Genomic DNA, 20,608 nt, shown 5'->3' with positions numbered 1-20,608 from the left:
CAGGCGTCGCCGACCTCGACCTCGAAGGCTGAGGAGACATGGTGCCGCATTCGCCCCTGCTCGACCTGATCGAACATACTGCGGCCGCGATGTACCACCGGCCGTGGCTGCTCGTGATCGCCGTCGCCGCGGCCGTCGGGCGCATCGCCGTCCAGACCGCGGTGTATCGCCGCCGGCACCGGCGGCTCGCCGACGGCGCGCAGCAGCTGACCATCACTCCGCCGGCGCAGGTCGACCCGGCCGGAGCGGCCGCCTGGTGGGCGACGATGCACGAACTCCTCGCCCCCGCTCCCGGCCGTCGGCGCCTGCACGGCGTGCCGCACGTGGCCGTCGAGTACCGGTGGACCGGCCGGCAGGTAAGCATCGTCGTCTGGCTGCCCGGCATCGTCGCCGCGGAACCGGTCGCGGCCGCGGCCCGGGCGGCCTGGCCCGGCGCGGGCACCACCATCACCGACGCCACCCCGCCGATGCCGGCCGCCCGGCACACCGTCGGCGGGACGCTGGCACCGGCACTGCCGGCCTGGTATCCGCTGAGCGTCGACCACAAGACGGACCCGACCCGGGCGCTGATCGCCGCCGGCACCGGACTGCGCACCGGCGAGCACGCCTGCACGCAGATCCTCATCCGGCCCGCCACCCCACGCCAACTTGCCCGGTTGCGTCGAGGCGCGACCGCCCTACGAACCGGGCAGCCCACGGGCGGCCTGCTCGACCCGACCGCACTACTGCGCGGCGCCCTCACCCTGATCACCGAGATCGTCACCGAACTCGCCACCCCCGGCCCACCACGCCGCACCACCCGCACCGGCGACCGCGTGCGTGCCGCCGACCCGATCCGGGACCGCGACGCCCGACCGGCCATCGACAAAAGCCTGCGACCGCAATGGGAGACGGCGATCCGCTACGCCGTCGCCACCACCCGATCCGGCGGACCGGACCTCACGACCGGGCGCCTGACCGCCCTGGCACATGGCATCGCCGCCGGGTTCGGCGCCTACACCGGACGCAACCGGCTCCGCCGCCGGCACCTCTCGGCACCCGGAGCGGTGCTGGCCGCCCGCAGGTTCACCCGCGGATTCCTGCTGTCCGTCGACGAACTGGCCGTCATCGCCGGCCTGCCGACCGACGTCGCGGTACCCGGCCTGGACCGCGCCCGGGCCCGCGCCGTGCCCGCACCGGTGACGGTCCCGACCGGTGGCCGCGGCACCAAGATCCTCGGCAGTGCGGAGGTCGGCGGACACACCGTCGCCGTGCCGATCGCCGACGCCCGGCAACACATCCACGTTCTCGGCGCGACCGGATCCGGCAAGTCCACCCAGCTCTGCCACATGATCATGGACGACATCACGGCCCGCCGTGGTGTGGTGGTCATCGACCCGAAGGGCGATCTCGCCCTGGACGTCCTCGACCGCATCCCCGCGACGTTGGCCGGCCGGGTCGTGCTCATCGACCCCGACCAACCCGGCGGCGCCACCCTCAACCCCCTCGCCGGGTCCTCAGCAAACCCGGACCACGACCTCGTCGTGGACAACATCGTCGCGATCTTCTCGAAGATCTTCCAACGGCACTGGGGACCACGGATCGACGACGTGCTGCGCGTCGCCTGCCTCACCTTGATGCGCAAGGCCAACGCGACGCTGACGCTGGTGCCGCCGCTGCTCAACGACAAACAGTTCCGGGCCCGGTTCACCGCCGACCTCGACGATCCCGAAGGCCTCCAAGGCTTCTGGGACTGGTACGAGTCCACTCCCCCACCGCTGCGGGCACAGGTCATCGGCCCGGTCCTGGCGAGGCTGCGGGCGTTCCTGCTGCGCGACTTCGTCCGCCAGACCCTCGGCGTCCCCCAGTCCAGTTTCGACATGGGACACGTGCTCGACGGCGGCATCCTCATCGCCCGGCTCCCCAAAGGCCAACTCGGTGAGGAGACCGCGAAACTCATGGGGTCGTTCGTGTTCGCGTCCGTCTGGCAGGCCGCCACCGCCCGCGCCCGCCTCCCCGAACCCGAACGCCGCGACGCCGTCTGCTACATCGACGAAGCGCACAACGTCCTCAACCTCGCCGGTTCCGTCACCGACATGCTCGCCGAAGCCCGCGGCTACCACCTGTCCCTCGTCCTGGCCCACCAGAACCTCACCCAACTCCCCCGCGACACCCAACTCGCCTTGTCCGCCAACGCCCGCAACAAGATCTACTTCTCGTGCTCCCCCGAGGACGCAACCCAGTTGGCCCGCCACACCGAGCCGGAACTCGACGGCCACGACCTCGCCCACCTCGACGCCTACACCGCCGCGGCCCGCCTCGTCGTGGCGGCCCGGCAGACCGCCGCGTTCACGATGCGCACCCGGCCACCGCTGCCGATCGTCGGCGAAGCCCTCGCGCTGCGGCAGGCGATCGCCCGCACCGGGCCGCACAAGCCGACCGCCATCGAGCAGCTCGCCCGTCGAGGATCGAGACGGCGGACCAGCACGAGCGCCGAACGCTAACGGTGGATGGACTCGACAGTTACTGGACGTCGACCGATATCGGGGCCACCGCGGCGTTGCCCGCCTCGACCCGCCAGAAGGCGAGGTTGGCGCGGGTCGTCAGGGTGTCCGGATGGTCGGTGCCCAGGACCCGCAGCCGGTCGGTGAGCAGGTCCTGGTAGGCGGTTGCGGCTGCCGCCGGGTCACCGACCTCACCCCGCCAATAGGCGAGGTTGGCGCGGGTGGTCAGGGTGTCGGGGTGGTCGGGGCCGAGGACGCGCAGGGTGTCGGCGAGCAGGTCCTGATAGGCGGCAGCCGCTGCCTCCGCGTCACCGGCCTCACCGCACCAGTCGGCGAAATTGTGGCGGGTGGTCAGGGTGTCCGGGTGGTCGGGGCCGAGGACGCGCAGGGTGTCGGTGAGCAGATCCTGATAGGCGGCAGCCGCTGCCGCGGGGTCACCGGCCTCACCGCGCCAGTCGGCGAGATTCGCCCGGGTGGTCAGGGTGCCCGGATGGTCCGGGCCGAGGATCCGCAGCGTGTCGGTGAGCAGGTCCTGATAGGCGGCAGCGGCTCCGGCCGGGTCACCGGCCTCGCCGCGCCAGTAGACAAGGCTGGCTCGGGTGGTCAGGGTGCCGGGATGGTCGGGGCCCAGGACCCGCAGCCGGTCGGTGAGCAGGTCCTGGAAAGCGGTAGCGGCGCTGGCCGGGTCACCGGCCCTGCCCCGCCAGTTGGCGAGGTGGTGGCGGGTGGTCAGGGTTGCGGGATGGTCGGGGCCCAGCACCCGCAGGGTGTCTGTCAGCAGATCCTGAAAGGCGGTAGCGGCGCCGGCCCGGTCACCGGCCTCGCCCCGGCAATAGGCAAGGTTGGCGCGGGTGGTGAGGGTGTCGGGGTGGTCGGGGCCGAGGACCCGCAGGGTGTCGGCGAGCAGGTCCTGGCAGGCGGCAGCCGCTCCGGACGGGTCACCCGCCTCGCTTCGCCATTGGTTGAGGTGGTTGCGGGCGGCGAGGGTATCGGGATGATCGGGGCCGAGCCGTTGTTCGGCTTGCGTCTGGAGGCGGCGGAAGTACTCGATGGCGTCCCCGACAAGCCCGGTGCGACCGAGGCTGTGGCCGGCTTGGAACAGTACGGGGTGGGCACCGGAGTGGTCGTTCCAGAGGAGCGGGCCGGTGTTGGCGTGAAGGGCGCTGGTGCTGGTTCGTAGCGGTTGGGCATGGGTGTGGTCGCGTTCGATGCCCGGCCATTGCTGGAGGAGGGCGTCGGCGGCGGCCTGGGCGAGGCCACGTTCGTGGTCGGGATCGATGACTTCACGGACGGCGCGTTGGACCAGGGCGTGAACGCGGATGGTGGCGGTGGCTTCGTCGACGGTGATCAGGCTGAAGCGGTGCAGCAGGTGCAGGGCGTCGTCGGTGTCTTCGATTGTGATCTGTTCATCGAGCCGGTTCGCGCAGTAGTCCAGGATCGGCTCGGTGTTGAGCAGGTGGGCGGGGATGGCGTTGGGATCCAGCAGGGCGGCCAGTTCCAGCACCGGTCGAGCCAGACCGGCGGGGGCCAGGCGGTTGGCCCGGTCGATGGACAGTGACCAGGTGGCGGCCACGGTGGCCTGGTGCTGGTCCGGTAGGGCCTGCGGTGCCAACTCGGGTAGGCGACGACGCTGGTCGGCCAGCCGCCGTCGGTAGACCGCGCAGGTCATCGATGCGCCGCGGTCGAGGATGTAGGCCGTGGCCTGGGCCAACGCCAGTGGCAGATATCCGAGGTCGGCGGCGAGTTCAGCCGCCTCGCGGAGCCGGTCGGGTTGGGCGGCGAACTTGTGCCGCAGGTAGGCCACCGCCTGCTCAGGGGTGAACACGTCGACGTCGATGACCTGCCGGCCGGCCAGTAGGGCGCTGTCGCGGCGACGCGTGGTCACCACCACCCGACCTGACGGGGAGGCGGGCGGCCACAACCCGGTCAGGTCGTGCGGGTCGGTGAGGTCGTCGAAAACGATCAGCCACCGGCGCCCATGTCGTTCGGCCAGCCACGCCAGCAGCCGGGCCGCACCCTGCTCCGGGTCGAGGTCATCGGTACCGGTGACGCGGGCGGCGGCCTCGGCCAACGTGGTGGCGATGCTGGTCCGTGACGTCGCACTCACCCAGACCAGAAGCTCGGCCTGCCCGCCGTCCCAGTACCGGTGCGCCAGGTTCGCCACCAACTGGGTCTTGCCCACCCCGCCCAGCCCGGACAGCACCTGACACACCACTACCGCCCCCGCCGTTGATCCGGCCAGCAGCGCGTCAGCGGGACGGTCCTGACGGCAGTCGACCAGCGGTGGGACCACTCCGACCCGGACCGGCCAGGTCACCGCTGCCCGACCGGTGACGGTGACCGGGCCGTGAAACACCCCTGCCGCACCACCGTTGAGCGCGCCAACAGCGGTGAAGGGTCCTGATCCAGAGCTACCGGAGGCGGGGAACCCTAACCCGCCGCCGGCGGGGCCGGGGGGACCGGTGTCCCCTGGTGGAACGTGACCGGCGCATGGAACTCTCCGGCCGCGCCGTAGTTCGTCCCGATATCGATGTTCAAGGTCTTCGCCTTCTCCGGATCGGCGAGGGCGAGCAGCCGCCGTGCAGCGGCCAGGATCTGCTCGTCCTCGGCAGCGCCGGAGTCGGTCAGGGCGTCGCCGATGCGGGCCTGCCACACCTCGGGCTCGATCTCCTCGGCGTCCAGAGCCTGCGCTGCCTCAGCGTTGCCGCCACCGACACAACCCTTGATCAGCTCCTTCAACCTGGCATAGGCGTCCTGAACAGCCGCCGAGGCCGTGTCGTGAAGTCCTGCCCCCGCCCCGGCAGCCAACGCCGCCGCGATCACCTCTACAGACGACATGAACACTCCTACCCCGGTTGCCGACGCTCCAATTCTGACGGACGGCTACCACCCCGTTCGGCGTCGGTCGGTGATCAGCCGAAGCGGGCGAGGACGACCCGACTGGTTCGTTGTAGGTCCTCGTCGCCGCGGATGTCGGCGAATTTGCCGGCGCGGTGCGGGCGGGCCAACTGCTCGCGGAGGTGTGGGACGGCTGGTTCGGCGGCCGGCCCCATCCGGTCGAGGCAGGCGGCGGCGACGGTGGCGGTGGCGGGGTTTTGCGTCCACGCTTGCAGCAGCACAGCGAGCACGGTCGGCGCTTCCGGCGGGCCGGCGATGTCCCAGATGGCCGCGGCGCAGTGCACCCGCACCCACTCGTAGCTGTGGCGCAGGTGTTCGCGCAGCCGGGGCAGTGCGGCCGCGGCGGGTGGGCCGATCGCGCCGAGGACGTCGAACGTGGACATCAGCGGGGAGTCCTCCCCGAGCAGGCCGATCAGCAACGGCACCGCCGCGTCGACGTCTCGCCCGACCGCCCACAGCGCGCCCGCGGCCGCGGAGCGGACGTTCAGGTCCGCCGACGCGGTGAGTGGCCGGATCTCGGGGAGCGCGGTTGCCGCGGCGGGGCCGAACGTCGTGAGGGCCTTCAGGGCCGTGGTCGTGAGGTCCCACCGCTGCCGGTCGACGGCGGCACGGAGGACTCCGACGATGGCGTCGAACGCCCGCGTGTCGGGTGCCGCCCGCGCCAGTGCGGCCAGCACCGACCGGGCGGTCATCTCGACCGTCGCCCGGTCCCGGCTCAGGTCGAGCCGGCGGAGCTGCCCGCACAGGTGGGGAATCAGCTCCGGCGCCACGCCGACGAGCGCGGCCGCGGGGTCGGTCGCGCGCCAGTCGTCGACCTCACGGTCGAACGCGCGTGACAGGCTCGGGACGGCGCGGACGTCACCGAGCCGGGCCAGCGCGGCGACCGCCTCCTGGTGTGCCCGGCGCGTCGCCGGCTCCGTGGCCTCCCACCCCGTCGGTCCCTGGGCGGTGACATGTGCGGCCAGCGCTTCCCGGGCCGGTTCGGCGATGACATGGCAGGCGTGGAGGGCGGCGGCCGCCTCTGCCGCGACCTCATGGTGCGGCGAGCCGAGGTGCGCGGCGATTTCGGTGACCAGGTGAGCGTGGTCGCCCCGCCAGGCCTGCATCAGGGTGATGCTCATCCGGATCGCGTCGATGACGACGCCCGGATCGCGACTGTGTAGCTGCTCGGCGAGCAGGGCGGTGCGGTGCGGCACCCGGCCATCGAGCACCTCGTGGAACGTGCGCAGCAGGGTGGTGGTCGGCGCGTGGATCCGGTTGATCCGGTCGAGGTACTCGAACATGTCGGCCACCTGCGGCGCCACCTGCGGCGCCACAGTGTCCTGGGCCGGTTGCGGTGGGGGCGGCAGCCGCCAGCCCGCGTCGTCGACCGTCTTCAGAAGAGCCACGACGGCCGGAACCAGGTCGTCGTCGATGCGCTCCGGCGCGCACCGGGCCTGGTGGACCAGCGCCGCGATCCGGGTCTCCGGATCGACCGCCGGGTCGGCCGCCAGCCCCGCCAGCCAGGTCTGCGCGTCGGCCGTGCACTCCGGCCGCCGCAGGGCCAGCGTCGCCATCGTTTCCACCACCAGCAGCCGCAGGACGGTACCGCGCTCCGCGCCCAGCCGTTCACGAAGCGCCGCCGCGGCCCGCGCGGCGTCGTCGACGAAGTAGCCCAACCCCGCGATGCCGGACCGGCGCACGCCCGGGTCCGGTGCGGTGGCGAACCGGAAGAACAGGTCGCCGTGCTCGCGCACCACCCGCGCGGCGGCGACGTGGTCGACCATGTCGGCGTGCTCAGGATCGAACGCGTCGACGTCGCTCCACCACTCGCTCTCGCACCGTTCGACGGCCTCCCGCCCGATGGCGGTCACCAGCCCGACGACGTCGCCCCGGGCCGGGGTCACGTTGTCGGTGGCCAGCGTGAACAGGAACGGCAGGCTCGCCGTGGTGCACCGGTAGATGTCGCCCTGGTGGTGCACCGTGCTGTAGAAGCCGCTGAGCGCCTTGTCGCGTTCGGCGGCGTCGGGCGAGCGCAGGCCCAGGATCAGATCGGGGACGTCCTCGGCCGAACCATAGGCGTGCCGCATCGAGGCCCAGTCGACATCGTCGAGTCCGGTCAGCATGGCCGTCACTATGCCCGGCCCCTCCGACAAAACCGACCCCGCCAACCTGGTGTACCTACCGATCGTTGGGCCTCGGTCCCTGGGCGGTTCGGTCATCTGGGCGGTTCGGTTACCGGCTCCGCTATCCGGTCGGGCTGTTCGGGGCGGCACGGTGGTCGATGTGGATGGTGACGGGAACCCGAGGCAGGCCGAGTTCGGCTCTGACCGCCTCGGTGAACCGCTCCATGGCGCGCTCGGCCGGGCGGCGGGCATCGCGCCACTGCGGCCACGTGAATCGGCGCGAGCGTGCGGCGAGGAACAGTTTGTTGACTTCGACGTCGAGGTCGTGAACGGCGGCGGCGACCGGTGTTGAACTGTGCAGCCAGACGGCGACCACGGTCCGGTTGAACGCGGCACCGAGGTCGAGTGCGGCGCTGGCCGCGGCGTCCTCCTCGACGGAACCGGGTTGGTGCACGGCCACGGCGCGGTACGCCTCGCGGGAGGTGTAGTAGGCGCCGGCGAACTGCTCGTAGATCCGGATCCGTTGGTCGCGTCGCCACCGGCGCGCTTCGGTGTGGGTGTCCCAGAACCGTCCGACCGCCAGGCCCAGGAGGGCGGCGAGCCCGGCCACGATCGCAGCGTCCATGTGTTACCTCCCGACGACTTCCCCTGATCTGTTGTCCCTTCACGGTGGACGCGTGACGCAATACGGGGTTTGCCGCGGGTGGACCTGTGGGCGGGGCGGCAGGGGCGACCCTATGCACCCCGCAACGTCCCGTGTTCCACCCAACTGCCCAGCTAGGAGGCACTCATCGCGTCATCACCCGAGGCCGTAAATATCCCTGTAGGGGATACTCCCCGACCGGGGAAGGCGAGAAGCGTAGGCCTGTCGATCCGGTCGCCGTCGTCGACAGCCGGCCGGTCCCCCGACTCTTTGCGTGCGGTGTCCTGGCGGCTGCAGCCCCGCGACTACATACTGGCGGCGTTGCTCGACGAGCACCGCACGCTGACCACCGCCCAGATCTCGGCGATGCTGTTCACCTCGGAGCGGACCTGCCGCAACCGGCTCGGTGCGTTGCGCCGGCTCGGCTTCGTCGACGGGTTCATCCCGATCCGGCGGGGCCGGCGGCTGGCGACCCATTGGCTGCCGGGGCTGCTGTCGGCCCGGTACGTGGCTTTGCGTGACGGTGGTCGCCCGCCGTCGCCGCGGGTGATGCGGGAGCGGCAGGACCGGGTGGTGGCGACCTCGCATCTGGCGCACGTCGACGTCACCAACCAGTTCTTCGTCGACCTCATCGCCCACGCCCGGCGGCGTCCCCGCGGGCGGTTGGCCCGGTGGTGGTCCGGGACCCGCACCGCGGCGGCGTTGGGACGGCGGGTCCATCCGGACGGGCACGGCGTCTGGAGGGCCGGCGGTCGGGAGGTGGCGTTCTTCCTCGAGACGGATCTGGGTACCGAGAACCAGTCGGTCCTGGCCGCCAAACTGGGCCCGTATCACCGGCTGCAACTCGCTGGCGGGCCGGGGTGGCCGGTGCTGTTCTGGATGTCGACGCCGGCGCGGGAAGCCAACCTGCTGGCCCGGTTGGGTTCGGCGACACGGCTCGGCGTGCCGGTGGCCACTGCCAACCAGCTGCACGCCCGGGAGATCGGCCCGGCCGGTCGGGTGTGGACGGTGGCCGGGAGCGGGCCGGGCCGGGTCCGGCTCGTCGACCTGGCGAGCGTGGCCGGCAGCGGGACCGGCACGGTGGGTCCGCTGAATCCTGGCCCGCCGACACCTGACGAGGATCCGCTGTACCTGCTGCGGCCGGCGGATGAGCCGGCCGGCCGGGAACCCAACTGACCCAACCGGCCGAGCCGACAAGTCCGTCCCGTTGGGTTGGGCGGCTACGGTCACAGCGTCTTTTTGACACCACTGTGCACCACCTCGGGCCTCGCCCGCCGGACCGGACGGTCGCACTCGCCCACCCGCCTTGTTGGCCGGTCGGCCGCGACCATGCCCCTCCGGCACGCGCCGCCCACCCGGCACCACCACGCAGTACCTCTGCATCCCCGATCGGCTCCAACGCCGATCAGCCCCCGCGTGGCCGCGGATGCAGACCCTCGGCGCCTTCGCCGCAGACCAACCCCCGTGGATTCGGGACAGCTCTGCGTCGCCGTGCGCCATCCCCATTCCCGTTCATCGAAAGGAGTCGAACTGCCATGCGTCGCGTACTACCGACCCGCCCGATCGACCATCTGCGGATCCGGGTTCAGCCCACCAGAACGGTGCGCACCGCCGTGGTGTGCCTACCGGCCGGCACCGCACCCGTCGACATGCCCCGCCGCGCCGCCGCCGTCCTGACGACCGTCGGTGTGCCATCGGTCGGGGTGCTGCCGCGCTTCGCGGTCAACGTCCAGCACCGCCCGTGGCGGGTCAAGAACCTGGTCGACTGCTGGCAAGGGCTGACCTCCGGCGGCCCGGTCAGGCTGCTCGATCTGGCCCGCATGCGGGCCACCGCGGCCACCACCGCCGACGTCGAGTGGCACGTGTGGAACCAACTGGTTCACGGCACCAAGCCGGCCGAACCGTTCTGGGTCTACCTGGACCGCTTCCGCGGCGACCCCGACCGCCATCCCCTGGCGCGGGTCCAGGCCGAGTACCGGTCCCAGCCGCGGATCATGGCGATGGCCGCGCACAACGCCGCCACCCGCACCACCGGTTGCCCGGTTCCGATGCTGCCGACGTCCGCGGTCGAGACGTTCCAGGCGGGCCACTACACCTATGTCGCCGCGGCACGGCTGGCCGCCGTTCCCGGCGACGCGTTCGCCTCGGTCACCGGCAGGTGGATGACGAGCGCGAGCGGTCGCCTGGTCGACACCCTGGCGTTCCTCACGGCTGCCAACGCACACCTCGATGAGATGCCGTCGGACAGCCAGCTCGTCGCCGTGGCCTCGCCCGCCGGGGACGGAGGTGTCCGGTGATTTCCTCCGACGTCCCCGACGACCTTCAGTCCCTCATCTCCGACCTGGTGCAGGTGGTCGAGGAGCTCGACGCCACCGCGCGGTGGGCCGGTGAAGAGATCGCCGTGGCTGCGGCCCAACATCCGGCCGCGGCCGAGGCCGTCAACGACAGTTTCCCGTTGCTGATGCCGTCGAATCCCGTGCTGGTGACCGAGGAGCTGTACCGGGCGCACTGTGTCGAGCTTCTCGACCGGGTCGTTCGGGGTGCGGACACCCGGCCGGGGACGGCGGTCGAGTGCTGCATCGTGCTGTCGAAGGTCAGCCTGGAGGTGCCGCTGCCGACCCACGCGGTCGGCCTGTACGCGCGGATGTGGCGGCAGGCGGGCCTGCCAGCCAACGAGTTGGCGGCCATGGGAGCTCACTACGAAGCGATCGCCGGCACCCAGATCGACGACCTGGAAGCGGAGATGCGGCAGAAGTTGTGGCAGGACTGGCGAATCCAAGCCAAGAGAAGGGAACAGTGATGAACCCCATCACCTCGCGGTGCCTGGGCCGGGAGCCGGTCGGTCTGCTCTACGTCGGCGACGTCCAGGCGTTGCGGCGGGCCGATTCGGTCAGGTTCGACACCCGCGAAACGCAGTCGGGGCTCGACGCGTGGATCGAGGCCGACCTGTTCCCGCCGTCGGTTGCTGAACCGAGGATCTACACCGCCACGGAGCAGCGGCTGTTCCCCGAAGCCGACGCGTCCGATCGGCGCCGCCGCATCGCCGTCGGTGCCGACATCGCCGGCTTCGACGACCAGCAGCGGTGGCACGACCGCCACCTTCCCGGAACGACGGCGTATGCCCTGATCAGCCCGGCGCGGTTGGACGAGGTGTGGCGTTCGATCGCGGCGTTCGTGCGTGTCGGTGACGTGCTGCGGCTGTACTGGCGCGCCGACAACACCATCGACTGGCTGGAGGATCCCCGACTGCACCGCGACGAGCTGAGCATCGCCGTGCACCGCGGCCGACGCCGCTGGATGTTCCTGCTCGACGTCCAGATCCGCCCCGAGCCGGTCCGGATGATCACCCGGACCTGATCCCCGGGTCGCGCAACGCCCGCACTGGCCACACCACACGGTGTGGCCGTTTCTGTCTGGAGGTACCGATCACCGCCGATCCGACCGAACCGGCGGGCTACACCCGCTTCGCCACCGACGCGTAACCCGCCGCACGAGGGTGTGCGGCGTCCTGTCACATCGACGAGAGGAACAGCTATGTCAGAGCAGAGCCGAGGAGTGGACGGCTTCAGCGCCGACCACGTGTTGAAGATGTTGGCCGACCGGATGTCCGGGGCCAGCCCGATGGTTGCCGGTGAGGGGGTCGAGTTCTACGACGGGACGAAGATCCTGGTGCCGGCCGGTACCACCTACGAGGGTGCCCGCGAGGTCATTGACCGGGCCGAGCGGGAGGCCGAAACTGAGACGCGGTGGCGGCAGGACTACCGGTACCGGTTCAACGACGGCGCGCACGCCCTGCTGGCGGTGTTGAAGCGCCGCTACGGCGGCGCGTTCGGCGAGCGGACGATGCATATGTTCGGCAGCGAGCCGCCGCAGCTACGCACGATCAACGTCAGCGCGGCGGAGACGGCGCAGGTTCCTGAGGGGCGGCTGTCGTTGCCGGCGCTGAAGGGTGTGTCGCTCGCGGCTGTCGAGGTCGCCGACCGGGAGTACGGGGTCATCTTCGGCCTGGTGGTGACCGGGCCGCGCAAGTTTGCCGACGAGGTCAAAGATCTGTTCGCCGACGTCGCCGCCGAGCTGAAGACGGGCAGCATCTACCGCGGCCAGGCCATCGTCGGCGCGAACGCGCCGGAGTTCATCGACCTGACCGGATTCAACCCGGCCGAGATCGTGTTCTCCACCGCGGCGGGCAGTCTGTTGGAGAACACGGTGTGGGCGCCGCTGCGCCACGCCGGCGACCTGCGGGCCGAAGGTGTCCCGCTGAAGCGGGCCGTGCTCCTGCACGGGCCGTACGGCACCGGGAAGACGTCGGCTGGTCTGGTGACGGCGTTGCTGGCCGTCGAGCACGGCTGGACGGCGGTGTTCGCCAAGGCCGGCCGGGACTCCATCGAGGACACCCTGCGCACCGCCCGGCTCTACCAGCCGGCGGTCGTGTTCATCGAGGACATCGACACCGAAACGTCGACCGGTGACACCGAGAAGGTCACTCGGCTGCTGGAGGCGTTGGACGGAGCCACGGCCAAGGGGTCGGAGATCATGCTGGTGGTCACAACGAACCACCTGCACCGCATCCACAAGGGGATGCTGCGGCCCGGCCGGTTCGACGCGGTCATCGAAATCGCCGCGCTGGACGCGCCCGGCATCGAGGCACTGATCAAAGCCGTCGTCGGCCACCGCAAGCTCGACCCCGGTATCGACTACACGCAGGTCGCCGACGCCATGGCGGGATTCTTCCCGGCGTTCGTGCGGGAGGCCGTCGACCGGGCCCGCACCGTCGCCATCACCCGCCACGGCCGGCGCTACCTGTTGTCGACCGAGGCGTTCGTCGCGGCAGCGGAAACCCTCACCGCCCAGCTCCGTGCCATGGAGGCCGCCACCGAGGGCGAGCCGGCACCGACGCTGGACGCAACGTTCCGCAGCATCGTGCGGACCAGCCTCGACGGCTACGGCTGGGTCCACCGCGAGGACGACCCGATTCCGGACGCGTACCTCATGGACCCCGACAAGGCAGAACTCAACGCTGAACTCCGCAGCTAGCAGTCCACTGTGGACAGAACTCACCACGGTATGCGCTAACCGCACGATCGCTCGTCCCTGAGCGACCGCGGCGTCCCCCTGCGGGCGCCGTACGGCCGTATCCGGCAAACCACCTTGTGGACCCGGGAACGGCCGTCGGCCGTTCCCGGGTCCCTTCATCTTCGCTGAAGGAGACCCACGATGAGCAACAAACTCCACCATTCCACGCCACGGTGTGGCTTCCGACGGCTGCGCATCGCCGTCGTCGGCGGCTCCCTGACCGGCCCGACGGTCGCCCTCCTGCTCCTGCAGGCCGGTTTCGAGCGGGTGAGCATCTTCGAGGCCGTGCCGGGCGGATGCGCCCAGACCGGCGGCCTGATCGGCGTCGAACACTCCACCCTCGACGTGCTCGACCGGCTCGGCATCGGCCAGGACGAGTTCGTCCACCACCGGTCCGAACACATCATGCACACGCGGATCCGGCCGGGCCACGCCGAGACGATCCGCCGGGTCTACCCGGGACGCAACACGACCTGGACCCTGCTGCACGCCGCCCTGGCCGCCCGCGTCCCCGCCACCATCCTCCGCTCCGGGCTCCGAGTGACCGGTCTGCACGCCCATCACGGCACCCACGACGGCAGCCCGGTGCTGGCCTTCGTCGACGGCGCCACCGAACCCGCCGATCTGGTCGTCTTCGCCGACGGCCGCGCCTCGACCGGCCGGGCGCTCCTCGACCCCGACCGGCACATCCGCTACGCCGGCTACGTCGCGCACCGCGGCACCGCACCCGCGACGCCAGCGCTGACGGACTTCGAACGGTTCGAGCCGTGTCCCGGCGTCCAGTTCAACATCGCCCCCATCCCCGACGGGGCCGACTGGACGTTCTACCTCAACGCCACGCCCAGGCAGTACGCCGGCATGTTCGGCGCACCGCCGCACCGACGCCCGTTCGTCCTGCCCCGCTACGTCAGCCGGGCAGCCCGCGAGCACGTCGACCGGGCCGCCACCGACCTGGCCGGCGCGGGCCTGACCGGTACCTACGCCGCCGCCGTCCACGACACCGGCCGGCGGATGGCGGTGGCCGTGGCCGACATCGACCCGCCACGCCAAATGGTGTGGACCGTCGGCGACGGCTACGCCGTCCTCCTCGGCGACGCTCTCGCCCCCGTGCGGCCGCACACCGCCCGGGGTCTGAACAACGGCATCGAACAGGCCGCCGGACTCGTCGCCGCCCTCACCCAGGTCGGTAAGTACGGTGCCGACCTCGGCGCCGCCCTGGCCGGCTGGCAGCGCCGACACCTGCCCGCCGCGGTTGCCGCCGTCCGCCTCGGCCCGGTCATCGGCGGCCGGCTCGGTCTGGGCCTGTCACGGCAGGACGACCGGGTGCCAACAGCCGCGGGGAGCCTGCGGTGATGGCCCGGATTCGGGTCGGCGCCGCGCAACCAGCGCGCGGCCGGTTCACGCCCGAGGCCGACCTGCGGACGGCTGTCCTATCGACCCTGCGCGGTGCGGCCCTCCTCGCCGTTCTCGCGGTGACCGCTGCCGGAGTCGCCGGCGCAGCGGCAGCGATGATCTGCGGACCGGTCTGGGCACCGGTCACCGCCGGCGTGGCCGCCTTCGTGTCCGGGTGCGCCATCGCATCCGTGCACTGGCATGCCTGGACCCGGGCCCGCGTCGACCGGGCCCGGCAGGATCCGTTGACCGGCCTACCGACACGAGCGGCCATCGAGGACAGGTTCGACGCCGCGAACCGCGCGGCGGCAGCGGTCACGGTGGCGCTGGCCGACGTCGACGGCCTGCACGCGATCAACGCCAACTTCGGACACGCCGCCGGCGACCAGTACCTGACCGCCGTCGCCTACCGGCTCGCCCGGGCCGTGCCGGCCGGTGGTCTGCTGGTCCGCCAAGGCGGTGACGAGTTCACCATGCTCGCCCCCGGCGTCGACGCCGACGGGCTGGCCACCGCGATCGGGGCGGCCATGGCCGGTCCGGCCGTCATCGCCGGCCACCGGATACAACCCCGCGCCAGCGTCGGCATCGCCACCAACGACGGCGGTTCCCGGCACCGCGGTTCCCGGCACGGCAGTTCCCGGCACGGTGACGCCCGCCACGCCAGGGCCCGGGCCGACATCGCCATGTTCGCCGCGAAGACAGCGGGCGGAAACCACATCCACGTCTGGGATCCCGACCGCCACGGGGAACCGGCCCCGGACGGCACCCGACCGTTGCGGCGTCGCCGCGACATCGACCTGTCAGCCGGCGCCGGCGTCTGGTCGCCGGGCTCCGTCGACGACGACCTCATCCCGTTCCTCCTGCTGCCGGCCGATGCCCGCCTGGTGTACCAGACGCTGACCGGGGCGCGTGACGCCGCGCTCGATCCGGCCCGCTTCGCCCGACTCGCGGCTCGCCTCGGCCAGCTCCTCTACCCGGACGCGATCGACCGTGAGGAACAAGCGCACGACGGTCCTGGCCATCGGGAGGCCTGACGTGGCATCGCGGCAGTACCGACGTGCCCGGGCGGACCTTGGAAGCTCGGCCCGCCGACGCCTGGACCTACTGCCTCCGGGAGCCCTTCAGCACGCCGTCCTCGATCACCTGCGTGCCTATCCGGACACCGACTTCAGCGTTGCTGAACTCGCAAACGCGCTGCGCCGACCCAACTCCCGCAGCGCCATCTCCACAGCATGCCGGCACTGGGTCGCCACCGGACACGCCGTACAGACCCAACGCAGCACCAACCGCTACCAGGCAGCACCGGCCGTGACCAACGACGCCGTGCCCGAGTAGTCCCAGCAATCCCCTTCCCTGCATCGCCGTGCCCGCTCCGCTGCCGTGGGGCGGGCCACCGGCATGCCCGAACTCATCGAGGAGACACCATGTCCGACCCCACTCAGGTCAACCTCAGCGGACCCATCGACCTGATCGCGCTCGTTCCGCACCTGCTCGGCTACCAGCCCGACGACGGTGACATCGTCGTCCTCGGCATGCGTGAGGACATCATCGTGATGACCGCCTGCACCGACTTCGGAGACGTTCCGGTCGGGCTCGAGCAGCAGGCCGTCGTCGGCGCTTTGGCCGGACCGGTCGGCCACGCCCGCATCGATGCCGCCGCCGTCGTGGGCTACGGCGAACCAGAACACATCGGTGCCGCGATGGACAGTCTTCGCGACTTCCTGTCCGCCCGCGACATCCGGATCGTCGACGCCATACGGGTCTTCGGAGGGCGGTACTACCCTCACATCCCGGCGGGCTGGGAAACGCTCCTGTCCGGCGGCATGGCCCGAGTCATGGACGGCGTCACGGACGGAGTCATGGCCGGCGTCATGGATGGCGTCATGGCCGGCGTCCCGTTCGACACCGCCACCGCGGCGGTGACCGCCGCCATGGTGCACAGCGGATCGATGGCGCAGCCGAACCGGGCGGCCGTGGCCGAGCAGTTCCTTCCCGTGACGGGTACCGAACGCGCCGACATGCACGCAGCCACCCTCCGGGCACGGCACCGGCTGCAGCACATGACCGGCGGGATCCCCGACCCGGCGGCAGCCATCGAGCACGCCGGCCGTACCGCGGCCGCACTGGTCTACGGGCGGCACCGCAACGGCGACCGGATCACCGACGACGAGGCGGCCTGGCTCACCGTCCTGCTCACCGATACCGCCGTCCGCGACCACGTCTGGCGGCACACCCACGGCCACCACGGCCACCTCACCCTGTGGACAGACCTGACCCGGCGCGCCGAACCCGACCTTGTCGCGGCGCCGGCCAGCCTGCTCGCCTGCGCCGCCTGGCGAATGGGCAACGGCACCATCGCCAACATCGCCCTGGACCGCGCCCTCGACGCCGACCCCACCTACAAGATGGCCCGCCTCCTTCAGGTAGCCCTCTCTACCGGGATGCCGCCCACCGTCATCGGTGAGCGGTTCCGCCTCGCCGAGGACCCGCTGGATCCCAACGGTTCCGACGCGGACTGAATCGCCAACGACCGATGTGGCGGCCTGCCTGGTCGGGGCCTGCCGCCACATCGGTCCTCCTTCTCGCTGACATCGCTACGACGGGCACCTACCCGGTACTGCCCCTTGTCCACCCCGTTCCGGGCGCGCACCGCGCCCCTTTTGCATTTCTGGAGGACGTGTGAACTCTCATCCACAGCATCGTCCAGGTATCGCCCTGTCCTGGGCGGCCCGTCACCGAATCCGGCGGCCGGCATGACCGGCAAGGCAATCACGACCACGATCGTGCTGATCGTCGGTCTCCTGCTCAGCTGCGTTGCCGGGGCGGTCCTCATGTTCGGCGGCGGACCCGGGTCGGGCTGCACCGGCCCGGTTCCGGACAGCTCCACTGCCCGGTCGTCGACAAGCAGACCACCGGTCGGGCGCTACACCGACGAACAACTCGGCCACGCCGCCACCATCGTGACCGTCGGAACGCAGATGGGCGTTCCGTTGCGGGGATGGGTCATCGCCGTCGCGACCGCGATTCAGGAGTCCGACCTGCGCAACCTCCCCGGCGGACCCGACGACTCCGTCGGACTGTTCCAGCAACGACCCAGCCAGGGCTGGGGCACCGCCGACCAACTCCACGACCCCGCCTACGCCGCCGGCAGGTTCTTCGACAAGCTGCTCGCGGTCGACGGCTGGCAACAGATGCCGCTCACCGAGGCCGCCCAGGCCGTCCAACACAGCGCCTACCCCGACGCCTACGCCCGCCACGAAGCCGACGCCCATCAGCTGGTCCAAGCGGTCGCCGACGCCGAGCCGACCGCACTGGACTGCACTCCGGCCGCGACCGGCGAATGGACCCAGCCCGTCACCGGGGCGGTGGTGTCCGGGTTCCGCACGCCGGAACGACCCACACACCACGGCGTCGACCTCGCCGCCACCCGCGGCACCCCGATCCGGGCCGCCAGCACCGGCACCGTCACCACCGTGCGCTGCAACGTCTCCCCCGCCGACCACGGCTGCGACGTCGACGGCTCACCCCAGATCCGCGGCTGCGGCTGGTACGTCGACATCGAACACCCCGGCGGCGTCGTCACCCGCTACTGCCACATGCTCACCCACCCCTACGTCGAACCCGGGCAAGCCGTTACCGTCGGCGAGGTCATCGGCATCGTCGGAACGTCGGGTAACTCGTCCGGGCCGCACCTGCACTACGAGGTTCACAATGGCGATCACGCTGCCAGCAGCGCGACGAATCCGGTGACCTTCATGGCATCCGTCAACGCTCCATTGGCCGGTTGATGCGCTGTCAGCCGACCCACTTCTGTCGCTTGCCACGTTGATGGGACCGACTCGCGCTGCTCATCGGACGCGGGCGCTGGATCGGCGCCGCTTGATCAACCAGAACGCAACTCACTCAGAAACGAACCCTACCGGCGGGATCGGCCACCCCTTGCGGCTCCAGTCAGCGATCTGCACCCAGAATGTGTCCGGATACGGCACGCGAGCCTCCGGCCACGGCTTGGGCTCCGCGTCCGGGTCCTCAGCGACGTCGAACTCGCGGTCGACGTAGTCGAGCAGATCAGCGCCGTAGAAGATGACGTCGACGCCCCAGATCGACAGAACCGGATGCCCCCACCGGCCCCGGCCGGCAGGCAGGAACCGATGCACATACAGCGGCACCACCGGGCCATCAGCGATGAGTCGTTCCCGCGCGACCCGCGACGCATCGGCAGCATCCGCAGGTCGATCGTCACCCCACCACGGATGCCAGTAACCGTCCTCGATGCGTGCAAGCGCACCTTCGAGGGCGAAGTCCAGATGCTCACGCAGGCGACCCGGATCCCCACTCCGCCAGTCCGGCCAGCCGAGGTCGGTGGTCTTGTCCGGGTCGTCGTCACCATCGGTCCAGACAGGCAGACCTTCGGCCAGGAACGCCCGATGGTCATCAGCGAAGCAGAACCCGAAGCGCTGCTCCACGTCGTCGAACTCGCGATCGGTCAACCCGGGCCGGATCACTGTCCGGCCCAACCCGGCAAGTCGCCGCGCCGCCGCGACGCCCAACGCCACCCCGTCAAGCTCCACCACCACATCAGGCTAGGCGACGCCTCTCGCGTCCAGAGCCTTGGCCCACCGAGCCCATCGCCAACCCACGCCGCGAACGCGCGTCGAAAACTCAACGACGCCTGGACCGGTGCCGCGGCTCAGCGATGGCCCGCGTGACAGATCAGCTGAGCCGGTACTCCCAACCGTGCGCCCGCCACTCGAAATCGGCCGCAACCAGTTCCCGCACCGTGCCTCCGGTGGTCGCGTGTTCCAACGCTCGATACGTGGCGAGGTGACCGATCACCATCACGCGCTGTCCAGCCCACCTGGTCGGCAGATCCGCGAGGAACCGCACCACCCGAGCGATCGCCTGAGCATGACTCTCGCCGCCCGGATAGGGACGATCACAGTAGTCCAAGCGATCTGCTTTTACGTCGGCCGCCGGTGAGCCGTTACGCGTTCCGAAGTCACACTCGCGCAGCCGCCAGTCATACAGGACCGGAATGTCGGTGCCGTCGAACGCGATCTCCGCTGTCTCCGTCGCGCGGCGCAGGTCCGACGCGAACACTGCGGCGATGCCGTCATCGCGTCGACGCCGCCCCATGTCAGCGGCGTTGACCCGGCCACGCTCGCACAAGCGCCCAGGCAGCCAACCCGTGGCGATGCCCCATTCGTTGTCCTCGCTCAACGCATGAGTCTCGAACACGATCTCGATCGACACAACGCGAGGCTACCGGAACGCCCATTGATGATGCCGGAAGCGATCGGCCTCGATCCGATCTGCCGGCCTCAGCACATGGCCAACAAAGAAGGTGACAGATCGGTGAGAACAACTCGGGCGACAACCGCTGAGAAGACCCGGGCGTCCCAGGCCAACGGCCTGACTGGGGAAAAGATCAATGAGAACCTACATGCGCACGACCACGCGCAGGCCTCTCAGCCGGCAGCCGAAGCCACGATGGCGTCCACGACGGGGCAATGACGCTCAGCCAGCGCCGAGTCCCAGACGTTGAGCAGATGGAGAGTCGCTATGCGGAAGGTCAAGGCCCGCACCAGGAGCTGTCCCCATTCCGCAACGCCGTGCCCCAACGCCGGAACCGACGCGATCGGGGCGCCGTGCCAACAAGCCGCATCGACCACAGCGATCGCGGCCCCAAGACCCGCCGGCCGCCAGTAAGGCGCCCAGTCGATGATTGTCGCTGGCTCTCCTGCGGCGAACAGGACGTTCCCCAGCAGGTCACCATGGATCAGCTGCGACGGCGACTCGACGCGACGGAACTCGGCCGCGAGGCGCTTGAGCATCGGATCGGCAGGAAACGGGACCTCGTCCCACGCCATCCGATCTGCCCGAGCCCAGGGGTCGTCCGAGGTGTCGATGAATGTCGGCCTCTCCAGACCGGCGATCGCGCGATGGAACGCATCCCCCGCCCGGACAACGTCGGACACGCGGGTCTCATCCGCAGCGCCGGGTACCCACTGCAA

General features: G+C 70.8%; 18 protein-coding genes. 11 read left to right on the top strand and 7 right to left on the bottom strand.

The annotated features are described in order from the left end of the window. Positions 1-38 precede the first annotated feature (38 nt). Positions 39-2,483, top strand: coding sequence for a type IV secretion system DNA-binding domain-containing protein (locus Vau01_RS59835; RefSeq protein WP_373320502.1), 2,445 nt, complete (start codon positions 39-41; stop codon positions 2,481-2,483). Between the two features lie 19 nt (positions 2,484-2,502). On the opposite strand, the gene fxsT is transcribed toward Vau01_RS59835, so the two are convergent. The 4 genes from fxsT to Vau01_RS59815 all read right to left on the bottom strand — a co-directional run bounded on the left by fxsT (position 2,503) and on the right by Vau01_RS59815 (position 8,111). Further along, a complete protein-coding gene (fxsT, locus tag Vau01_RS59830) occupies positions 2,503-4,839 on the bottom strand; it encodes an FxSxx-COOH system tetratricopeptide repeat protein (RefSeq protein WP_204013158.1) in 2,337 nt (778 codons plus the stop codon). 74 nt (positions 4,840-4,913) lie between these two features. Beyond that, complete coding sequence (locus Vau01_RS59825; RefSeq protein ID WP_239153011.1) at positions 4,914-5,306, bottom strand: Het-E N-terminal domain-containing protein; 393 nt, start codon at positions 5,304-5,306, stop codon at positions 4,914-4,916. Positions 5,307-5,395: 89 nt separating this feature from the next. After that, positions 5,396-7,486: a hypothetical protein gene (locus Vau01_RS59820; protein ID WP_204013153.1), complete on the bottom strand. Its 2,091-nt coding sequence runs from the start codon at positions 7,484-7,486 to the stop codon at positions 5,396-5,398. Between the two features lie 121 nt (positions 7,487-7,607). Beyond that, positions 7,608-8,111, bottom strand: a complete 504-nt coding sequence (locus tag Vau01_RS59815) for a hypothetical protein (protein ID WP_204013151.1) — start codon at positions 8,109-8,111, stop codon at positions 7,608-7,610. A 297-nt stretch (positions 8,112-8,408) separates the two neighbouring features. Here Vau01_RS59815 and Vau01_RS59810 point away from each other — a divergent pair, with 297 nt between their 5' ends. The 10 genes from Vau01_RS59810 to Vau01_RS59765 all read left to right on the top strand — a co-directional run bounded on the left by Vau01_RS59810 (position 8,409) and on the right by Vau01_RS59765 (position 18,382). Next, complete coding sequence (locus Vau01_RS59810) at positions 8,409-9,305, top strand: replication-relaxation family protein (RefSeq protein WP_204013148.1); 897 nt, start codon at positions 8,409-8,411, stop codon at positions 9,303-9,305. Positions 9,306-9,664: 359 nt separating this feature from the next. After that, positions 9,665-10,426, top strand: coding sequence for a hypothetical protein (locus Vau01_RS59805; protein WP_204013145.1), 762 nt, complete (start codon positions 9,665-9,667; stop codon positions 10,424-10,426). After that, positions 10,423-10,929 carry a hypothetical protein gene (locus Vau01_RS59800; protein ID WP_204013143.1) on the top strand — a complete coding sequence of 169 codons (507 nt, stop codon included), beginning with the start codon at positions 10,423-10,425 and terminating at the stop codon, positions 10,927-10,929. The genes Vau01_RS59805 and Vau01_RS59800 overlap by 4 nt, the downstream gene beginning before the upstream one ends. Next, the gene (locus tag Vau01_RS59795; RefSeq protein WP_204013141.1) at positions 10,929-11,486 is read left to right on the top strand and encodes a hypothetical protein; all 558 of its coding nucleotides are present in this window, start codon (positions 10,929-10,931) and stop codon (positions 11,484-11,486) included. The genes Vau01_RS59800 and Vau01_RS59795 overlap by 1 nt, the downstream gene beginning before the upstream one ends. Positions 11,487-11,663: 177 nt before the next feature. Then, positions 11,664-13,163 (top strand): AAA family ATPase, encoded by a 1,500-nt coding sequence (locus Vau01_RS59790; protein ID WP_204013139.1) that lies wholly within the window; start codon positions 11,664-11,666, stop codon positions 13,161-13,163. Between the two features lie 180 nt (positions 13,164-13,343). Continuing rightward, positions 13,344-14,555 carry an FAD-dependent monooxygenase gene (locus tag Vau01_RS59785; RefSeq protein WP_204013137.1) on the top strand — a complete coding sequence of 404 codons (1,212 nt, stop codon included), beginning with the start codon at positions 13,344-13,346 and terminating at the stop codon, positions 14,553-14,555. Then, complete coding sequence (locus Vau01_RS59780; protein ID WP_204013134.1) at positions 14,555-15,628, top strand: GGDEF domain-containing protein; 1,074 nt, start codon at positions 14,555-14,557, stop codon at positions 15,626-15,628. Before Vau01_RS59785 ends, Vau01_RS59780 begins: the two co-directional genes overlap by 1 nt. A 1-nt stretch (position 15,629) precedes the next feature. Continuing rightward, positions 15,630-15,929: a hypothetical protein gene (locus Vau01_RS59775; protein WP_204013130.1), complete on the top strand. Its 300-nt coding sequence runs from the start codon at positions 15,630-15,632 to the stop codon at positions 15,927-15,929. 89 nt (positions 15,930-16,018) lie between these two features. Beyond that, positions 16,019-17,113, top strand: a complete 1,095-nt coding sequence (locus Vau01_RS59770) for a DUF4192 domain-containing protein (protein WP_204013127.1) — start codon at positions 16,019-16,021, stop codon at positions 17,111-17,113. A 234-nt stretch (positions 17,114-17,347) separates the two neighbouring features. After that, positions 17,348-18,382, top strand: a complete 1,035-nt coding sequence (locus Vau01_RS59765; RefSeq protein ID WP_204013124.1) for a M23 family metallopeptidase — start codon at positions 17,348-17,350, stop codon at positions 18,380-18,382. Positions 18,383-18,493: 111 nt separating this feature from the next. Here the strand turns inward: Vau01_RS59765 and Vau01_RS59760 are convergent, their stop codons facing one another. The 3 genes from Vau01_RS59760 to Vau01_RS59750 form a co-directional block, all read right to left on the bottom strand. Then, entirely contained in the window at positions 18,494-19,168 is a 675-nt protein-coding gene (locus tag Vau01_RS59760; RefSeq protein WP_204013121.1) for a hypothetical protein, read from the bottom strand. Between the two features lie 139 nt (positions 19,169-19,307). Then, positions 19,308-19,847 carry a histidine phosphatase family protein gene (locus Vau01_RS59755; protein ID WP_204013119.1) on the bottom strand — a complete coding sequence of 180 codons (540 nt, stop codon included), beginning with the start codon at positions 19,845-19,847 and terminating at the stop codon, positions 19,308-19,310. Between the two features lie 215 nt (positions 19,848-20,062). Beyond that, positions 20,063-20,572, bottom strand: a complete 510-nt coding sequence (locus tag Vau01_RS59750) for a hypothetical protein (RefSeq protein ID WP_204013115.1) — start codon at positions 20,570-20,572, stop codon at positions 20,063-20,065. Between the last annotated feature and the right edge of the window lie 36 nt (positions 20,573-20,608).

The sequence above is a fragment of the Virgisporangium aurantiacum genome (assembly GCF_016863635.1).
Classification (GTDB): domain Bacteria; phylum Actinomycetota; class Actinomycetes; order Mycobacteriales; family Micromonosporaceae; genus Virgisporangium; species Virgisporangium aurantiacum.
The sequence above is the reverse complement of the archived record's forward strand: the minus strand, read 5'-3'. Positions and strand labels throughout refer to the sequence as shown.